This is a genomic window from Microcoleus sp. B3-D2, from assembly GCF_036705345.1.
Classification (GTDB): Bacteria; Cyanobacteriota; Cyanobacteriia; order Cyanobacteriales; family Microcoleaceae; genus Microcoleus.
The window spans coordinates 17,741-34,041 of the sequence record NZ_JAUBUG010000075.1 but is presented as its reverse complement, the minus strand read 5'-3'; the positions used below and the strand labels follow the sequence as shown (position 1 = coordinate 34,041).

General features: G+C 49.5%; 9 protein-coding genes and 1 pseudogene. 3 read left to right on the top strand and 7 right to left on the bottom strand.

Annotated elements, in window-relative coordinates; genetic code table 11:
- Window positions 1–153: 153 nt before the first annotated feature.
- The 3 genes and pseudogenes from QUB14_RS28805 to QUB14_RS23350 all read right to left on the bottom strand — a co-directional run.
- A pseudogene (locus QUB14_RS28805) lies at window positions 154–315 on the bottom strand (type II toxin-antitoxin system RelE/ParE family toxin); the annotation flags it as partial.
- 272 nt (window positions 316–587) lie between these two features.
- Window positions 588–1,856, bottom strand: coding sequence for a pitrilysin family protein (locus QUB14_RS23355; protein ID WP_333219416.1), 1,269 nt, complete (start codon window positions 1,854–1,856; stop codon window positions 588–590).
- A gap of 297 nt (window positions 1,857–2,153) precedes the next feature.
- Window positions 2,154–3,419 carry a pitrilysin family protein gene (locus QUB14_RS23350; RefSeq protein ID WP_333219414.1) on the bottom strand — a complete coding sequence of 422 codons (1,266 nt, stop codon included), beginning with the start codon at window positions 3,417–3,419 and terminating at the stop codon, window positions 2,154–2,156.
- Between the two features lie 302 nt (window positions 3,420–3,721).
- Here QUB14_RS23350 and QUB14_RS23345 point away from each other — a divergent pair, with 302 nt between their 5' ends.
- Complete coding sequence (locus QUB14_RS23345) at window positions 3,722–4,750, top strand: hemerythrin domain-containing protein (RefSeq protein ID WP_333219411.1); 1,029 nt, start codon at window positions 3,722–3,724, stop codon at window positions 4,748–4,750.
- Between the two features lie 617 nt (window positions 4,751–5,367).
- Here the strand turns inward: QUB14_RS23345 and QUB14_RS23340 are convergent.
- The 3 genes from QUB14_RS23340 to QUB14_RS23330 form a co-directional block, all read right to left on the bottom strand.
- Window positions 5,368–6,228 (bottom strand): SDR family oxidoreductase, encoded by an 861-nt coding sequence (locus QUB14_RS23340; protein WP_333219409.1) that lies wholly within the window; start codon window positions 6,226–6,228, stop codon window positions 5,368–5,370.
- Window positions 6,229–6,602: 374 nt separating this feature from the next.
- The gene (locus QUB14_RS23335; RefSeq protein ID WP_333219407.1) at window positions 6,603–9,062 is read right to left on the bottom strand and encodes an SdrD B-like domain-containing protein; all 2,460 of its coding nucleotides are present in this window, start codon (window positions 9,060–9,062) and stop codon (window positions 6,603–6,605) included.
- A gap of 537 nt (window positions 9,063–9,599) precedes the next feature.
- Window positions 9,600–11,513, bottom strand: a complete 1,914-nt coding sequence (locus QUB14_RS23330; RefSeq protein ID WP_333219403.1) for an SdrD B-like domain-containing protein — start codon at window positions 11,511–11,513, stop codon at window positions 9,600–9,602.
- A 266-nt stretch (window positions 11,514–11,779) separates the two neighbouring features.
- Here QUB14_RS23330 and QUB14_RS23325 point away from each other — a divergent pair, with 266 nt between their 5' ends.
- Window positions 11,780–12,457, top strand: a complete 678-nt coding sequence (locus QUB14_RS23325; RefSeq protein WP_333219401.1) for a peptidoglycan-binding protein — start codon at window positions 11,780–11,782, stop codon at window positions 12,455–12,457.
- 659 nt (window positions 12,458–13,116) lie between these two features.
- Here QUB14_RS23325 and QUB14_RS23320 read toward each other — a convergent pair.
- Window positions 13,117–14,994: a DUF1565 domain-containing protein gene (locus tag QUB14_RS23320; protein ID WP_333219399.1), complete on the bottom strand. Its 1,878-nt coding sequence runs from the start codon at window positions 14,992–14,994 to the stop codon at window positions 13,117–13,119.
- A 219-nt stretch (window positions 14,995–15,213) separates the two neighbouring features.
- Between QUB14_RS23320 and QUB14_RS23315 the strand changes: the two genes are divergently transcribed.
- The gene (locus tag QUB14_RS23315; protein WP_333219397.1) at window positions 15,214–16,296 is read left to right on the top strand and encodes a thiamine phosphate synthase; all 1,083 of its coding nucleotides are present in this window, start codon (window positions 15,214–15,216) and stop codon (window positions 16,294–16,296) included.
- The last annotated feature ends 5 nt before the right edge of the window (window positions 16,297–16,301 follow it).

The following is a 16,301-nucleotide window of genomic DNA, read 5'->3' as shown; positions in this document are numbered from 1 at the left end:
ATTGAGTAAGATTTCATTGGGACTATTATTTCTACATTAAATATTAGTGTACCTCATAAACCTGGGATACGCTGTATCAAATCTCTCACGAATGAAGAAGTTTTATCTCTCTGTGGTTGGGACTATATCCTTGAAGCTATATTAAGTGCAACTTCATAGTAAATTGGTATAAATAAGCCTCCAATTTTGACCTATATCCCGGATTCTTAGCTCATGGCAGTGTTTGCCAATGCTCGGCATAGGTTTTGAATGAGGCATTCCGAGACTTTCACCCTGCTGCAAACGTCTAAGAAGCACACCAGCCTCTATGCGTGCTTCTTGACTAAAAGGTGGTGTTTTAACCTCACCCTGTAACTAGGCTAAAGGTTTATTGATTTCGTCCATATCGCCATTTATATCATATTTGATATAATTATAGGTGTCATCGCAGTCAAACCAGGGCTTGCAGCGGACAGTCTAAACACTCTAGTGATGGCTCGAAAACTAATGCCGCTGTTGAACGCAATCGTTATACCAACAGCGAAAAGTCTTTTGATATGCGATCGCATCGATCGAACTTTTCACAAGTTCGATCGCCCATTTCCTCCTCAACAAACAGCCGCAACCCCCAACTCTGTAATCGCAGCCTCCGGGCCCACCAAAGAAACATAGGGTTCTACAAAATATTTCTTCGCAGCATCCCGCGCTTGTGAAGCTGTCACCTGTGCAATTTCTTCTTGAAATTGCTGGTCAAATTGAATTCCCAATCCCAAAATTTCATACCAGCCTAAAACTTGGGCAATTTGCGAATTAGTTTGTTTTCCTAAAGCATATTGACCGAGCATTTTATTCTTGCAAGCTTGCAATTCTTCCTCGCTTAGTTCGGTGTTGGCGAGTCGATCGACTTCTGCGCGCAATCCTTCAAAAGCAGTCGCCGTATTTTCCGGCGCCGTACCCATGTACACGACAAACTGAGCCGTGTCCAAGCGCGTCGCGTAGAGCGCGGAAACGTCGTAAGCCAAGCCCCGCTTTTCCCGCAATTCCACAAACAATCGGCTCGACAAACCGTTACCCAAATAAGTATTGAGCAACTTAATCGCTGCATAGTCGGGATTTTTGACAGAGGGTGCGAGGTAGCCCAGCATAATCACTGATTGCTGCGTATCTTGCGCCGTAACGACCGATTGAGGGAATGGTGATAGGGGGGGTACGGTTAAAGTTGGCAGGGGTGTTAAAGGCGCTTTCCAGTCGCCAAAAGTTCGCTCGATTAGGGCGATCGCATCTTCGGTAGATATTCTGCCGGCTACAGAAATAACTACATTATCGGGACGGAAATAGGTTTTGTGGAACTGTTCGAGCTCGTTTCTGGTTAGCTTTGACATAGTAGCTTCCGTGCCCAAGGGAGAGAAAGCATAGGGATGTTCCTTGTACATCGCGTGCCGCAATTGCTCGAAGGCGATCGCAAATGGCTGTTCTTGTTGCGATCGAATTGCCGATATGGCAATCCGCCGTTCGAGTTCGACTTCAGCTTCCGGGAAATTGGGCGATCGCGTCAATTGCGCCGCCAACTCCAAAATCTCCTCAAAATCCGCAGAAACTGTCTTCAAACTCACTAAAAAATAGTCTGTAGTAGAGTCGGCGCTCAATCTCGCTCCCACCGATTCTACACGCTCGGCAATTTCCCGCGAAGACAGCCGATCGGTTCCCTTAGTCATTACCGCCGACAGCAAGTGACACAATCCTGCTTGTTCCGGCTGCACGTAGCGACTGCCGGCCCGCAGGAATATCCTGGCTGCAATAATATCCGCTGCTGGATTTTCTGCTGCCAAGACAACAATACCGTTGTCTAAAACCGTGCGCTGGATTTCATTTTTCATTGAATTCTTTGTTAACTGTTGACTGTTGACTGTTGACTGTTGACTGTTGGCTGTTGACTGTTGGCTGTTGACTGTTGACTGTTGACTGTTGACTGTTGGCTGTTAGTCATGATTATTCGTAGGATGGGTAGAGCGTGAGCGTTACCGATCATCCGATTTGAGATTGGCGATTTGAGATTTTAGATTGAGGGACAAATCTCAAATTTCCAATTAATAGACTGGGTTTCATGTCTCAACCCAACCTAGTTGCTGTTAACAGTGAACAGTCAACAGTGAACAGTCAACAGTGAACTATTATTAGATTGGTTTGAGTACCACGGCTGTATAGCGTCGGGGAGAAAGATATTGTTGAGCTAGGCGCTGGAGGTCTAAGGGCCCAAATGCTTTAATCCTGGTGGGATAGCTGAGCGCTAATTCCGCAGTGGCGATCGTATTGTAATATCCGTAAAGACCCGCGAGCTGTCCCGGCGTTTCGAGCGAGAAAGCAAAATCGTTGCAAAGCAAACGCTTACAGCGGAGCAATTCTACCTCGGAAACCGGCTCAGACTGCAATTGCCAAAGTCGATCGCAAATCCGAGATTCCACCTGTTCGACATCCTTCGCGTCCAAGACTGCACTGATAGTAAATAAACTCGATTCCCGTTGCAGCGAGAAAGTGCTGTCGATCGCCTCTACCAATTGTAATTCTTCCCGCAGTTCTCTGACTAAACGCGAAGTCCGCCCGTCTGCGAGCAACACTGACAGCAAATCCAAGCCGCAAGCACTTTGCAAGTGTTCAACTCCCGGGCCCGTCCAGGCCATCATCAGCCGCGCTTGTTCCAATCGGGGGAGACACAGTTCCTGACGGCGAATTTCTATCAGTGGCGGTTCCGCCTCTGCGGTTAATTTGGGACAATCCCACCGATCGGAAAACTGCTCGAAAGCTTTCCCCGTAATATCTCTAGCCTGTTGTTCATCAATTCCCCCGACTACCACCACAGTCATATTTTCCGGCTGATAGTGCGATCGGTGGAAACAGCGCATTTCGTGAGGAGTTCGCGACATCAGCAATTCTTCCGTGCCCAATACCGATCGCCTGTAGGGATGTCGCTGGTAAACTGTTTCCATCATGGCTTGGAAACCCAGCCAATCGGGATCGTCTTGAGCTTGACGGATTTCTTCGAGCACCACATCTCGCTCGCGAGCGAATTCCCGATCCGGAATCGAAGCCCGCAGCAGCAATTCTGCCAGTGGCTGCGCTGTTTCTGCTAAATAATCAGCCGCAGCGTTGACGAAAAAATGCGCGTAGTCGTGACTTGTAGCTGCGTTGGCGACACCGCCGCGATTTTCGATTACCTGGTCAAATTCTCCAGGGGCGATCGAATCCGTCCCTTTAAATATCATGTGTTCTAGAAAATGAGCCATTCCCGACCAAGAATCCGGCTCCAGCGTAGCGCCAGCTTTCACCCACACGTCTAGCGCGACCACCGGTGTGGCCGAAATCCGCTGGTGAATGACCGTTAACCCATTATTCAGCTTCCAGACATTGGCTGGGAACTCTAAAGCAGTGAGCAGTTGAGACAAGCTAGTTATTCTTAAACTTTAGTTAACTTCGGCTGCAACTATGGTAGCGCTTTACAGCTATGCGATCGGGATTAATTGATACAGAAATCATCACTCATCTGCCATTCATCCTTACTCATCTGTTGTTTTTTGCTTTTTGCTTTTTTTCAAGCAGTCTCAAATACTTACCCTTTTTTTGCTCAAAAGTCAATAGGTTGCGCGGGATATTAATGAATCAGTCGGGAGAAAGAGGATGTTATCAGAATATATCAATAAATTAAGAGATGTAAGAACACTAAAGACATTGAGAGGAGAAACGACAGATGGTAGCTACCCTAGAAGATACCAAGCGCCAAGCGATCGCCACTAAATTAGCAGACATGAAAGCGCTGCAAAACCTGTTGATCGCCAACGAGCAATTGTTCATCAATTCCTGCAACGACTCCGAACTAGCCCAGCGCTTCCGGGATATGCTCGAAGACGATCGCAAAAACATGGGCGTATTAGAAACTACGATCGTGCAATACGGCATTCAAGCCGAGCCCAAAGAAACCAGCGCAAAAATGATTGAAGAAGTTCAGAAACTCATGGAAGGTTCTGAACTGACATTGTTTGAAAAAGTCACCCAGCACGAACTGCTCAAACACAAACAAACCATGGCCGGTTTGTTAATTCACAAAGCTGCTCAAGTAGTCGGCGCTGACATCGAAGCTGCCATTACCCCGCTCAACACAGTTAACTTTGAGAACCGCGCTCACCAAGAACAACTCAAAGGAGTTCTTGAAATTTTAGGAGTGCGCGAACTGACCGGCAAAGACCCCGACCAAGGCGTTTGGGCTCGCGTGCAAGATGCAATGGCCGCCATGACCGGCATCATCGGCGGTGCAGTTACCCGCACCAAAGATGATATGAACATCACCGAAATCATCTCAATGGATCACCGCAAAACCGATACCCTCTTTATGGAAATCGCAAGCACCGACGATCCTCAAAAACTGCAAGAATTCTTCGGTCAACTTTACAAAGACCTCAGCGTTCACGCCGAAGCCGAAGAACAAATTGTTTACCCAGCAATTCGCAGCTACTACAACAACACTCAAGAACTGTACGACGAGCAAGCCGAAATGAAGCAAATGCTCGCCAAGATTAAGTCAATGGACCCCAGTTCTTCTGATTTCAAAGCCCAAATCAAACAGCTCCAAACAGCGGTTCAAGATCACGTAAAAGAAGAAGAAAACGATATGTTCCCTCAAATTCGCCGCAACTTGAGCGAAGCACAAATGGAACAAATGGCTACTCAATTCAAAGCAGCCAAAAGCACCATCCAGCAAGAAATGGCTAACCTGAGCTAATTCAGCAGCGAGCTAATGGTAGCTCTAGCTGAGCTCAAAACTAGCTAAACTGCAACCTATCAATCCCGCTACCCACGTAGCGGGATTAGTGTTTTGTGTAAACATCACCAATGTTCAAAAACTAATATCAAATCTGTTATAGCAATCCTTGCAGGAGTCGTAATTTTTTTACCCCGCCCCATCCCTCCCCTTGGAAAGGGGAGGGAGTAAGAAATTCACAAATGATTTAGGATTGCTGCATCAGAATTATTCATCTATCTATTCTCTTCATGTGCGTGAATCAGCGTCAATCCCTTGTCATCTGCGGTTCAGCAATTCTTTTTTTTTGCCCAGATGAGGGCATATAAACACAGATTAATGCAGATTAATTGTATAAATTTCGCTTGCACCGTCCGTGATTGTTGACCCTTCGGCGAAGCTGAGTGGGCATAGGTGTTGACTGGATTTTACACCCGACGATGCTACCGGATTTGATCTAACTAAAAAAATGAATAAACCCGCCCTAGGTAACGTGGTTCTGGGGGCGGGTTTATTTAGATTGTGAGTTATAGTCAGAGATTGTGGGTGAAAGTCGCCCTCACAAAATGCGGTTATTTCTATCTCAACTCGCGACAAATCTATCCGTTAATCACAGATCCGCCGTTGGGATGCAAAATTTGACCAGTCATGTAAGACGAATCTTTTGAAGCTAAAAACACGAAACTGGGGGCAACTTCATCGGGTTGACCGGCGCGTCCCAAGGCCGTGTCTGCACCAAATTTTTCCACTTTTTCTTCAGGGAAAGTGGCAGGAATTAGAGGGGTCCAAATCGGGCCGGGGGCGACTCCGTTGACGCGAATTCCTTTGTCAGCTAAACTTTGAGACAAAGAGCGGGTAAAGGCAACAATTGCTCCTTTTGTGGAGGAGTAATCTAGTAGTTGTTGATTGCCTTTGTAGGCGGTGACAGAGGTAGTGTTGATAATTGCACTTCCCTCTTTGAGGTGTTTGAGAGCGGCTTTTGTGAGATAAAACATCGAGAAAATGTTGGTGCGGAAGGTGCGCTCTAATTGTTCGGCGGTGATGTCTTCAATGCTTTCTTGGGGATGCTGTTCGGCGGCGTTGTTGACGAGGATATCGAGGCTACCAAACTCTTTAACGGTTTGTTCTACAAGGTTTTGACAGACGTTTTCGTCGCCGATGTCGCCGGCGATCGCAATACAGCGCCGGCCTTGTTGTTCGATCGCCTCTTTGGTTTTTTTGGCATCATCATCTTCGTTAAGATAGCTGATAACCACGTTAGCGCCTTCTTTGGCAAAGGCGATCGCCACTGCACGCCCGATACCGCTGTCTCCGCCGGTAATTAAGGCTACTTTGTCCCGCAATTTGTCGCTACCGCGATAGCCCTCCGCGAAGGACTGAGGTTGCGGGGTCATTTGCGATTCAATACCGGGTTGCTGTTCTTGATGTTGAGGCGGATTAATCTTCTGTTCGGTTGGCATAAAAAAGTCCTCTACGTTCTACCTCCATAAATAAAGGTTTTCTGGAACTACGGAATCGCTCTTTTTGCCGATCGTGCCCTACTACTAAAGACAGTCATCCAAGTTTATGGTTGTGGAGGGCGGGTTTATCTAAGTTGTGAGTTTTCCTCAAAGATTGTGGGTAAAACCCGCCCCTACTAGCATCGGGATATATTTGTTGTAGAGGCGGGTTTCACAAAAAATATTTCCGGTAATTAAAGAAATCCATAAACCCGCCCCGCGAGCCTCTAATTATTGTCAAAACAGCAAAAAGCACGCCAAAACATCATTTGACGTGCAGTCTAAACAAGCTAATTGCTAATTGCTGAGTCTCAAACTAGAGACCCAACCTGACATTAAAACAAGGCAGTCGAATTAGTCTCAGTAGCAGGAGCAATTGCCGGTAATTTAGGGAGACCCTGCTGTGCTAAAAACACTTCAATCAGTGAATACGCCGAGAGTCGCAAATCTTCCACGTTAACAAAGTTGCTAACATCTTCAGTCTTATCTGCGATAAAGTTACCGATGCTGCTGGCCTGTACCTGAGCCACCGCTGAAGGGACGAAGTTATTCAGCACATCATCATTCGGGATGCTAGAACCAGTTACCACACCCGTGCCGCCAGTCAACGGATCGGTGCTAGCACCAGTTGAGTCTGGCGCCGACACGCCGATCGGCGTCACAGACGCATTCGGTCCCGGCACCGTTAAAGGAACAGGGTTGGGCCCGGTCGGAATCGGGAACGGGTTGGGAACGCCCGGAGCGTTGAAAACTTCCAATAGCGAATAGGTGCCCGGAGTTAAATTGGTGAACACGGCAATACCGTTAGCATCAGTCCTGACCAGAGGCTCGGTAGCAGGATCGTAGCGCCGGTTGTTGTTCAAATCCAAGGTGAACGGGATGCCCTCCAAAGGAGGCTCGCCCGCATCTCGAATGCCGTTGCGGTTGTCGTCGCGGAACTTCTCAACTGGCTCGTTAAAGCTAATGTCCTGGTCGTTGCCCACCAAAGCACAAGTAAACGTTTGGTTTGCGCCCAGAACGATGTCCAGTGGTTGAGTAGTTTGGAAAAAATTTGAAGGCGTGACTTCCCGGACTCGGTAAATACCGGGGGTCAAATTGCCAAACTCCCAGCGGCCGAACTGATCGCTGACGCTAGTGGTTTCTCCGGCATCGAGGGCGTTGTTACCGTTGCTGTCGAGGTAGATTGTGACCCCTGCGATCGGCGTTTCAAAGCCGTCTCGGTAGCCGTTGCCGTTCACATCTTGGAATTTGCACCCAGTGATCCGGCTGTTGGGGGTGTTACCAAAGACGACGTTGGCATCTTGAGTGCTGAGGTTGAACTGCACCCGATCCGCAGTAGTAGGACTAAAACCAGCTTGCGCGACTTCCCGAACCACATAATTGCCCGGTTCCAGGTTGGTGAAAGCGGCGCGTCCGCTGGCGTCAGTTACTCTCGACTGTTCGCCTGTGTCGAGGACGCCGTTGTCGTTGGCATCAATGTAGGCCGTGACGCCGGGAATGCCCACTTCCTGTAGAGTGTTGCCCGGTTCGTAACGACCGTTAGCGTTCTGATCGTTGTATTTGAAGATTGTGATGTTGGGGCGCGTATTCCCGACTGCACCGCTGCCTGGATTTACCGGAATCGAGGTGAAGAAGACTGCGGGTTCCGGGTTGACCGGGGGGAAGGGGGGCGGAAAGTTCGCCGAAACGACCCGCTGGCCACCTGCAACAGTTGGATCTGCCACTATGAAAGGCAGCGTTCCCTGCTGTCGCGATTCGGGCCCGGGGGCTGTGACTTCTACCGGGTTTTGGGTAGTGTTAATTGGTGGCTGGTTGGCTATGAATGTTTCAAAGGTTTCCAATACAGAGTAGCTGCCAGCTTTCAAATCTCTGAAGGTAGTCCTACCATCAGCGCCAGTTTTCTGCTGCGGTTCGCCCGTGTCTGTCTTGCCGTTCCGGTTCACATCGATGATGAACGGGATGCCCTCGAGAGGAACTTCGCCGGAGTCTTGTATGCCGTTGGCGTTGTCGTCCCGGAATTTGAAGATCGGGATTTCGTACAGGGGAGTGTTGCCCACTTGAGCGCAAGCCCAGATTTCGCCCTGGCCGAGGTTAATGTCAAGCAGGGAGATGTTGCCGGGGGGAGTGCTTTGAGGAAAATCTCTTTCTAACGGTTCGGTACCAGGCCCGTTGGCGCGCTCTTCCCGAATCCGGTATAGTCCTGCCTGCAAACCGGTGAATCGGTACTCGCCGTTTGTATCAGTTAAGGTAGTGGGTTCCCCTGTATCTAGCTGACCGTTGTTGTTGGCATCGATATAGATTCTGACGTTTTGCATCGAGGGTTCACTCCCGTCTCGAAAGCCGTCGTTGTCTACGTCGAGGAATTTGCAGCCAATAATCTGACCACCGGGCGGGATCGGACCATTGCCGAACAACACTGTGGCATTAGTGCCGGCAAGGTTGACGACAACTGGGTTAGGAGTTGTCGGGTTCAAATTGGGTGGCGGAATTTCCCTGACTGTATAGGTGCCTGGAAGCAAGCCTGGAAATACGAAGTTTCCGGTGGCGTTTGTCAACGTCGAGGGTTCACCTGGCTCGACAGTGCCGTTGTTATTGTTGTCAATAAAGATTTGGACGTTGGAGATTGGCGGTTCGCCTGCATCTCGAATGCCGTTGAGGTTGTTGTCGCGGAATTTGGTACCCTGGATACCCGCAGGAGCGTTGCCAAAATTGATGGTTGGCGGTAGCACTATTGGGGGTAATACAGGAGTTACCTGACTAGCATTTCTTTCTGCCATGATTTTCTGTTCCTTCACACCTAAATCTACGTAAGCTACAGGCTACTGTATCACTTTGTCAATCAGCAGTTAGCTGCTGCTAGCGACTGACGATCGCTACTCAATCATACATACGTCTACGTTGCTCGAAGGTTCCTCATCTAACATCAGGCTTACTCCAGCTTGGTCGCACGAGATTATATCAGGTTTTGAATAACGGTGGCAATTTGAGCGCAATATCTTCAAGATTTGCGCCCTGAGTTCTTCTGCCCCTGGACACTTGCTGTTTTGAGCTGGAACAACGTTAAAACTCACTGCACCTCGGTGACTTGAGCGACCATGCCACGAGGGCGATCGCACTTGGGGAATTGTCTGATAATTCCTAAAAACAGGTATGATACTGCCTCTGAATCTTGCTCCCCATATACAAGCCAGCTTTGGGGTTCCCGGAACTCTGGCTTGAGCGTTGGAGGTTGCCAACAATAGGGTATCACGCGATCGCCCTTTAACCTCTTCCGGATTTGTATCTGCGGTTTGGGATTCCGGGCGATCTAGTTTTGTGTCACCCTACATAACCTAGAAATCTCTCGCGCCCATCGGCACAAACAAGTGAGCGATCGCCCCATTATTTAATTCATTGGTATTGACAAAATTACCCACTTGTGCATTAGGCTCCAGACCGACATTCTGTTGCCCAAAGTTAGGAATACTGCCTAAATTTGCAAAAAATCCATCGCTCAAAAATTTACTAATTTGATAAGTATCACGACCCTGGCTCAAAAGCAAGCTATCGGTTCCCATATTGCCTGCGGGTGTGCCCGCATAGCTGTTGGCATCCGTTAGCGGGTCGCCCTTCAAGGATTTAGCTGACCTACCCTCAGCCTCTCCCGTCACCACATCGATGCTGCTAGCCTGAATATCTGCCGAGACAACAACCACCGTAGGGGGAGTCGTTAGAATGAAACCCGGCGGCGGAACTTCGCGGACCACATAACTACCTACCGGAACGTTGCGGAAGCTGTAATTGCCTTGAACATCGCTTAAGGTACTCGCTTCACCCGGATCTAAACTGCTGTTGTTGTTGAGGTCGATGTAAATAGTAGAGTTGGCGATCGGCGGTTCCCCGGGCTCTAGGATGCCGTTGGCATTAAAATCGTTAAATTTCACACCGCTGATCGTGCCCGTCACCAACACGTTACCAAAGCTGAGATTAGTGGCATTCGTGCCGTTGCCCACGGTGAGCGGAGTCGGATTGGGCGTGGTTTGTCGAAAACCGGGCTGCGGGACTTCCCTCACCACATAGGTCGCTTGAGGCAAATTGATAAAAGAGAAATTACCTTCGGGGTTTGTTAAAGTCGAAGGTTCGCCCGGATCTAAGGTGCCGTTGTTGTTGAAATCAAGGTAAATCGGCCAGTTGCCAACTCTCGGTTCGGTCGGTTCGTTGACACCGTTAGCGTTGAGGTCGTTGAACTTGAAGCCGCTGATGCTGCCGGTAGGAAAATTGTTGCCGAAATTGACGCCGACAGCGTTGGTATTGCCGGTTATGTCGATCGGGCCTGGATTTGGCGTAGTCTGTACCCATCCCGGTTGCTGGACTTCCCTCACCAAATACCGGCCCGGGGAAACATTCGCAAAAGTGTAGTTGCCTTGCGGGTTTGTGATGGTGGTGGGTTCGCCCGGGTCAACGCTGCCGTTGCCGTTGAGGTCGAGGTAAATTTGCCAGTTGGTCAGAGGGGGGTCTGTCGCGTCTCTGACGCTGTTGGCATTGAGGTCGTTGAACTTGACACCGCTGATGCTGCCGACAAAAAAGAGATTGCCAAAATTGATGTTGTTGACAGTGGCGTTGGAAGTAACGTTAACCGGGCCGGGGTCAGGTGTGGTTTGGATAAAACCCGGCTGCTGGACTTCTCTCACCAAATATGTCTCTGCGGGAATATTGACAAAAGCGTAATTGCCTTCAACATTTGTCAAAGTAACAGGTTCGCCGCCGTCTAGCCTGTTGTTGCGGTTGAGGTCGAGGTAAATTTGCCAGTTAGCTAGCCCTTGTTCTCCGGGATCTCGGCTGCTGTTGTTGTTAATGTCGTTGAATTTTGTGCCTGCGATCGTCCCTGCGTTGAAGTTGTTGCCAAAATTGATATTGCCAGCGTTTGTGCCGCTGGTAATCGTGATGGGTGCGGGATTTGGCGTAGTTTGGCGGAAGTTGGGCTGCTGGACTTCCCTAACTTGGTAAGTTCCCGGTGGCAGGTTGGCGAAGATGTAGTTGCCTTGCGGGTTTGTGAGGGTGGAAGGTTCGTTAAATTCTGGCTGGTCGTTGTTGTTGAGGTCGAGGTAAAGTTGCCAGTTGGGAATGGGAACTTCTCCGGGATCTGGGAGGCCGTTGGCGTTGAAGTCGTTGTATTTGGTGCCGCTGATGCTGCCGACTTGGAAGTTCCCAATGTTGACGTTGCCGATGTCTATTTGGCTGGCGGTTCTGGTGCTGGATTCGGACATGGTGTTGCTGGGGCCCAATGAACGCGGTTCAAGGTTTTCTGTAGGGCAATCTAGCAGTTTTTTTGCCAATTGCAGCTATTTGAGAGGGATAAATTTTTTTTAGGAAAGGGAAGGAAGGAAAAGTTGCGAGTTTTGATTTAATCTGGGAACCTGGCTCTGCCTGGGAACCAGTAAATGCCCGATGCCCCCTTCCCTATGGCGAAATTCCCAATTTTTTGCAGATTTGATGTACGATCGCTACCAGTTTTCCAGAGGTCGAATTCCCAATGTCCCAAAACTTGACAGCAAGCTGGAATGAAGCCCGCGAGGTTCCGAGTTTGCTCTTCGGCTGGAGTTTGTGCGGTTTATTGGTAATAGGATCGATCGCCCCTACTCCTGCTGCGGCACAGCTACCTACCTCCGAACAAGGTAACATTAATAGCCCGATCGCTCAAACAGGTGCGATCGTCCGCCCCGCCATCAAATTGGGCAGCCGTGGCTCAGAAGTAATCGAACTCCAAGCTGCTCTGAAATTATTGGGCTTTTACGCTGACACTGTAGACGGGATTTTCTCCCAAAGCACCGCTAGAGCTGTATCTCAGTTCCAGGAAGCAGCAGGCCTGGCTCCCGACGCCATAGTCGGTCAAGATACTTGGAACCGGCTGTTTCCTGCGACTCCGAGCGCCCTCGAAAACCCGATCGCTAACGATCCTGCCACTGCCGACAACTCAGAGATTAACCCCCAAGCGCAGCCAACTAATTTTCCGGTTTTGAGAAGACGAATGCGGGGGGCGGCAGTCAGAGATTTGCAAGAACGGCTGCGGGCCAAGGGATTTTTGCGGGTGAGTGCTGACGGCGTGTTCGGCCCGGAAACTCAAGCTGCTGTCAAGGCTGCTCAGCGACAGTATCAACTACCAGCAGACGGAATTGTCGGCCGCGCAACTTGGGAAGCTCTGCTGCGTTGACAGCAAGCGAAAAGTGCCGGGTGTGCACGTTGCGGTATCGGGCGATCGTACAAATTGTTAATAATCGCTTTTGGAAGTATTTCATCACATCAAAAAGTGTCAACTTTGGTAAACAAAGTGTTTTTATGCGCGCAGTTGGTGTTAACTTAAAAACATGAGGGGCAAAACCAAGAAGCACAAAAAACTTGGATAAAAATTTTAGAATTAGAGTATTTGTCCCGATCGGCTCTAGTTCGCAGGCAACGCCTGAACCGTGTAGCTTATTAGCAAAGAAAGGTTGATATTGCGATCGGGATTTGTTAAATAGCTTGAGGCTATTGGATTAATCAAAAGTTGCGATCGCACAACAGTCAAACACAGAAGTCTGAATAGACTCCGCTGATAGCTAGCTCGTATGCAGAGTAGTTGCAAAAAAGTCCACCTTAGTTGTAGTTGGCTGAAACTCAGCAGAGCTAAAAACCCACTTGAATCAACTTAATTTACAAACTTTTTAGGGTCTGGCATCCGATATGCTAGGCCCTAAAATTTTGTTGTTGGTTATTGGTTATTGGTTATTGGTTAAGCTCCTTTAAATGCCGAACAGCTTAGCGGAAAGGGATATGCCCAATGCCCAATGCCCAATGCCCAATGCCCAATGCCCAATGCCCAATTTCCAATAACTATTTAATCTCCTCAATTCGAGCATTCAAACCGTTACCGGTGAGCATTTGTAGCAATTCCTCAGCTTTTTCGCGTTCTCGAAAAGCACCGGCTTGCATCACCGATCGCCCGCTGGAAAAAGAGCGAAAAGCACCGGGAACGAGGGATTGCATTTTTTGTCGATCGCGCCAACTGTCGGTATCCACCAGAACTCGATAGCGCAAACCCAAAGCAGACGGTAGATCGAATGACGGCGAATTCTCCCGGGAATCGGGCAAAGAATTCCCCCCTAAAGGTGCAGGTACATAGCCGCCCCTTCCGATAGGAATGTTGCGGGCCGGAACCGGCAATCTACCCTCGGAAGAAACCGAACTCGAACTATCAAAATTGGGAGGAATCATTGATTGCTGTACCGAAATTTCCGAAACCGATCGAGAATTCGGATCGGGCACGGGAATTGCGATCGCCCCTTGGACTACCACTGAAGCAGCGGCATTTCTCGGAGAAAGCTCTTGCCGCAACTGGGCGCTTCGCGGTGCGGGTCGATTTTGCACCGGTCGCCTTGAAACGGCCGCAGGTGGCGAAATTGGCGCTCTTTCAACTCTGGGAGTTAGCCGCCCGGGAGTGTAAACCGGGAGAGAAGTGTCTGGGCCACCGATGCTGGGGGGTCGATCGGCCCTTAGCTGCAAAGCACTTCCCCCCATTGGCGGGGGGGTAAAAGTTCCCGCCACATCAACCGATCCCGTCGTCCGGCTGCTCAATAATTGATTGCCGTAAGCTGGGATTACTTGACCTTTGGCCGCATTGTTCACATCGTACTGCCCGTTGTTGCGAATGACATTGCCCCCCGGTTCGGCGGCTGTTCCCAAATCCGGCAGAGATCTCGCGATCGCCACAATTCCGTCCCGCCGGTTACTCTCGATATAATTGTTACGCAGCACAGGTCTAGCATTAGCTTGCACCACCACGCCGTCTTTATTGCGAGTAATTTTGTTACCGATGAGCAGAGGCGAAGCGTTCTGCGCTACATTCACCCCAAATCCCGTGTTTTCAAACACATTATCTCGAACTTCCGGCTGGGAACTCCCAAAAATCGTAATGCCGTTAGCTCCATTTTTCGAGAAAACATTCCCGCCAATCGTCGGCCTGGAAGTACCCACTACCGAAATGCCGTCGTGAGTGCTGCCAGAAAAAGTATTGTTGACAACCGTTGGAGAACTCGATTCGATCCACAAAGCGTAACCGCGATCGTTGGTATTCGTCACCGTCACCCCGCTGAGTCCCGCCCCGTCTGCGCCTAAAATCGCGATATTTTGACCCGCCGAAGTCGGACTGATAAAGTATCCTCCGCCTTTGATGACAATATTCTGACCCCGAGTGTTGGGATTTCCCTGAACTGTCACACTGGGCCTGAGCATTAATGGAAATTTTTCGCCGGTTTGCTCGCTGTAAGTACCGGGCGCTAGCAAAATCGCTGTTTTGGGCGGGGCCACGCTTAAGGCGTAGGTAAGGGTTTTAAACGGAGCTCGATCGCTGCCGTTGCCCCCCGTGTCGCTGCCGCCGGTCGAGCTGACGTACAGTATGTTAATGTCGCTCTGCGGGGTCTGAGAAAGTAGTTGCACTCCGGGTATCCCGGCAGCGATAACTGACGGTTGAGGGTTGCAAAAGGCGGTCATCGCAAAGACTAGCAGAAGGCAAGAACTTAAACCTTTGTTTTGCGATCGCTTCTCTTTGCGCCTGGTCTGTTGTGAGTAAATCAGCATAAAAAAACGCAACTTATCTGTAATCCGAGTTTCGCCTCCGGTGTTTCGTGTCAGGTTTTCACGATCGAAGTTTAAATACGGCCGCCTGTTTGGGTTTTCTTCCCTTAATCTTTTGTGTTGTTCTGCTAACCTCACGGCTCTCCTCCCAAGTGTGGTATGCAGCTTAACGATTTCACTCTCATCAAGTTTGATCTATTATGCTTCGTTTTTCTCAAATTCAATAAAACTTAAAAATTTTTCTAAATTAAATCGGTTGATGACAAACTTAGACCGGTCGCTGTACTAGAATCTAGACGGCGTGGGAGAATGTAGCGGTTTGACTGGTAGGATTAATTATAATTAGGGTGGTTCTGAATGACCGACAAACAAAACAGAACTTTACCTGCACAGCCAGCCCTCTGCCGGATTTTAGATGCAAATCTAGATCGATCGCGCGAAGGGTTGAGAATTATTGAAGAATGGTGCAGGTTTGGTCTCAACAACGCCGATTTAGCTGGCGAGTGCAAGCAACTGCGTCAAGAATTGGCTGCTTGGCACGTCGCAGAACTTCGCAGCGCTAGGGATACGCCGGCTGATCCGGGTACGGAGTTGACTCACCCGCAGGAAGAGCAGCGTTCGAGCATTCAGCAGCTACTGGAGGCGAATTTCTGTCGGGTGGAAGAAGCTCTGCGGGTACTCGAAGAGTATGGCAAAATTTACGATCGGAATATGGGCGCGGCTTTTAAGCAGATGCGCTATCGGGTTTATACTCTCGAAAGCAATTTGCTGGCTTACCGGCGCTACCAGCAGTTACTTCGATCGCAGTTATACCTTGTAACTTCGCCGAGAGACAACTTGATGGGAGTCGTGGAAGCTGCTTTGCAAGGCGGACTGACTTTGGTGCAGTACCGCGACAAAAGCTCAAACGACGGCGCCAAGTTGGCTAATGCGCGCCACCTTTGCGAACTTTGTCACCGCTACGATGCTTTGCTGATTGTGAACGATCGCGTGGATTTTGCGATCGCAGCAGATGCCGACGGCGTACACTTAGGACAGGGAGATTTGCCTGTGGCGGAAGCGCGCAAGTTGCTCGGCCCGGGACGGATCATTGGTCGTTCTACTACGAATGGCGAGGAAATGCAGCGAGCTATTGAAGAGGGAGCCGACTACATTGGAGTTGGGCCGGTTTACCACACTCCTACTAAACCTGATAAACAGGCGGCAGGTTTGGACTATGTGCGGTATGCTGCTGATAAGTCGCCGATTCCGTGGTTTGCGATCGGCGGAATTGATATCAACAACGTCGATGAAATATTGAATGCCGGAGCTCAAAGGGTTGCCATAGTACGCGCAATTATGGAAGCAGAACAGCCTACTTTAGTCACGCAGTTTTTCATCTCGCAGTTGATTCGGATGGAGAATCTGAAAGCTCAGAAAGCTTTGCACGGGAAAAGCTAGGTTTA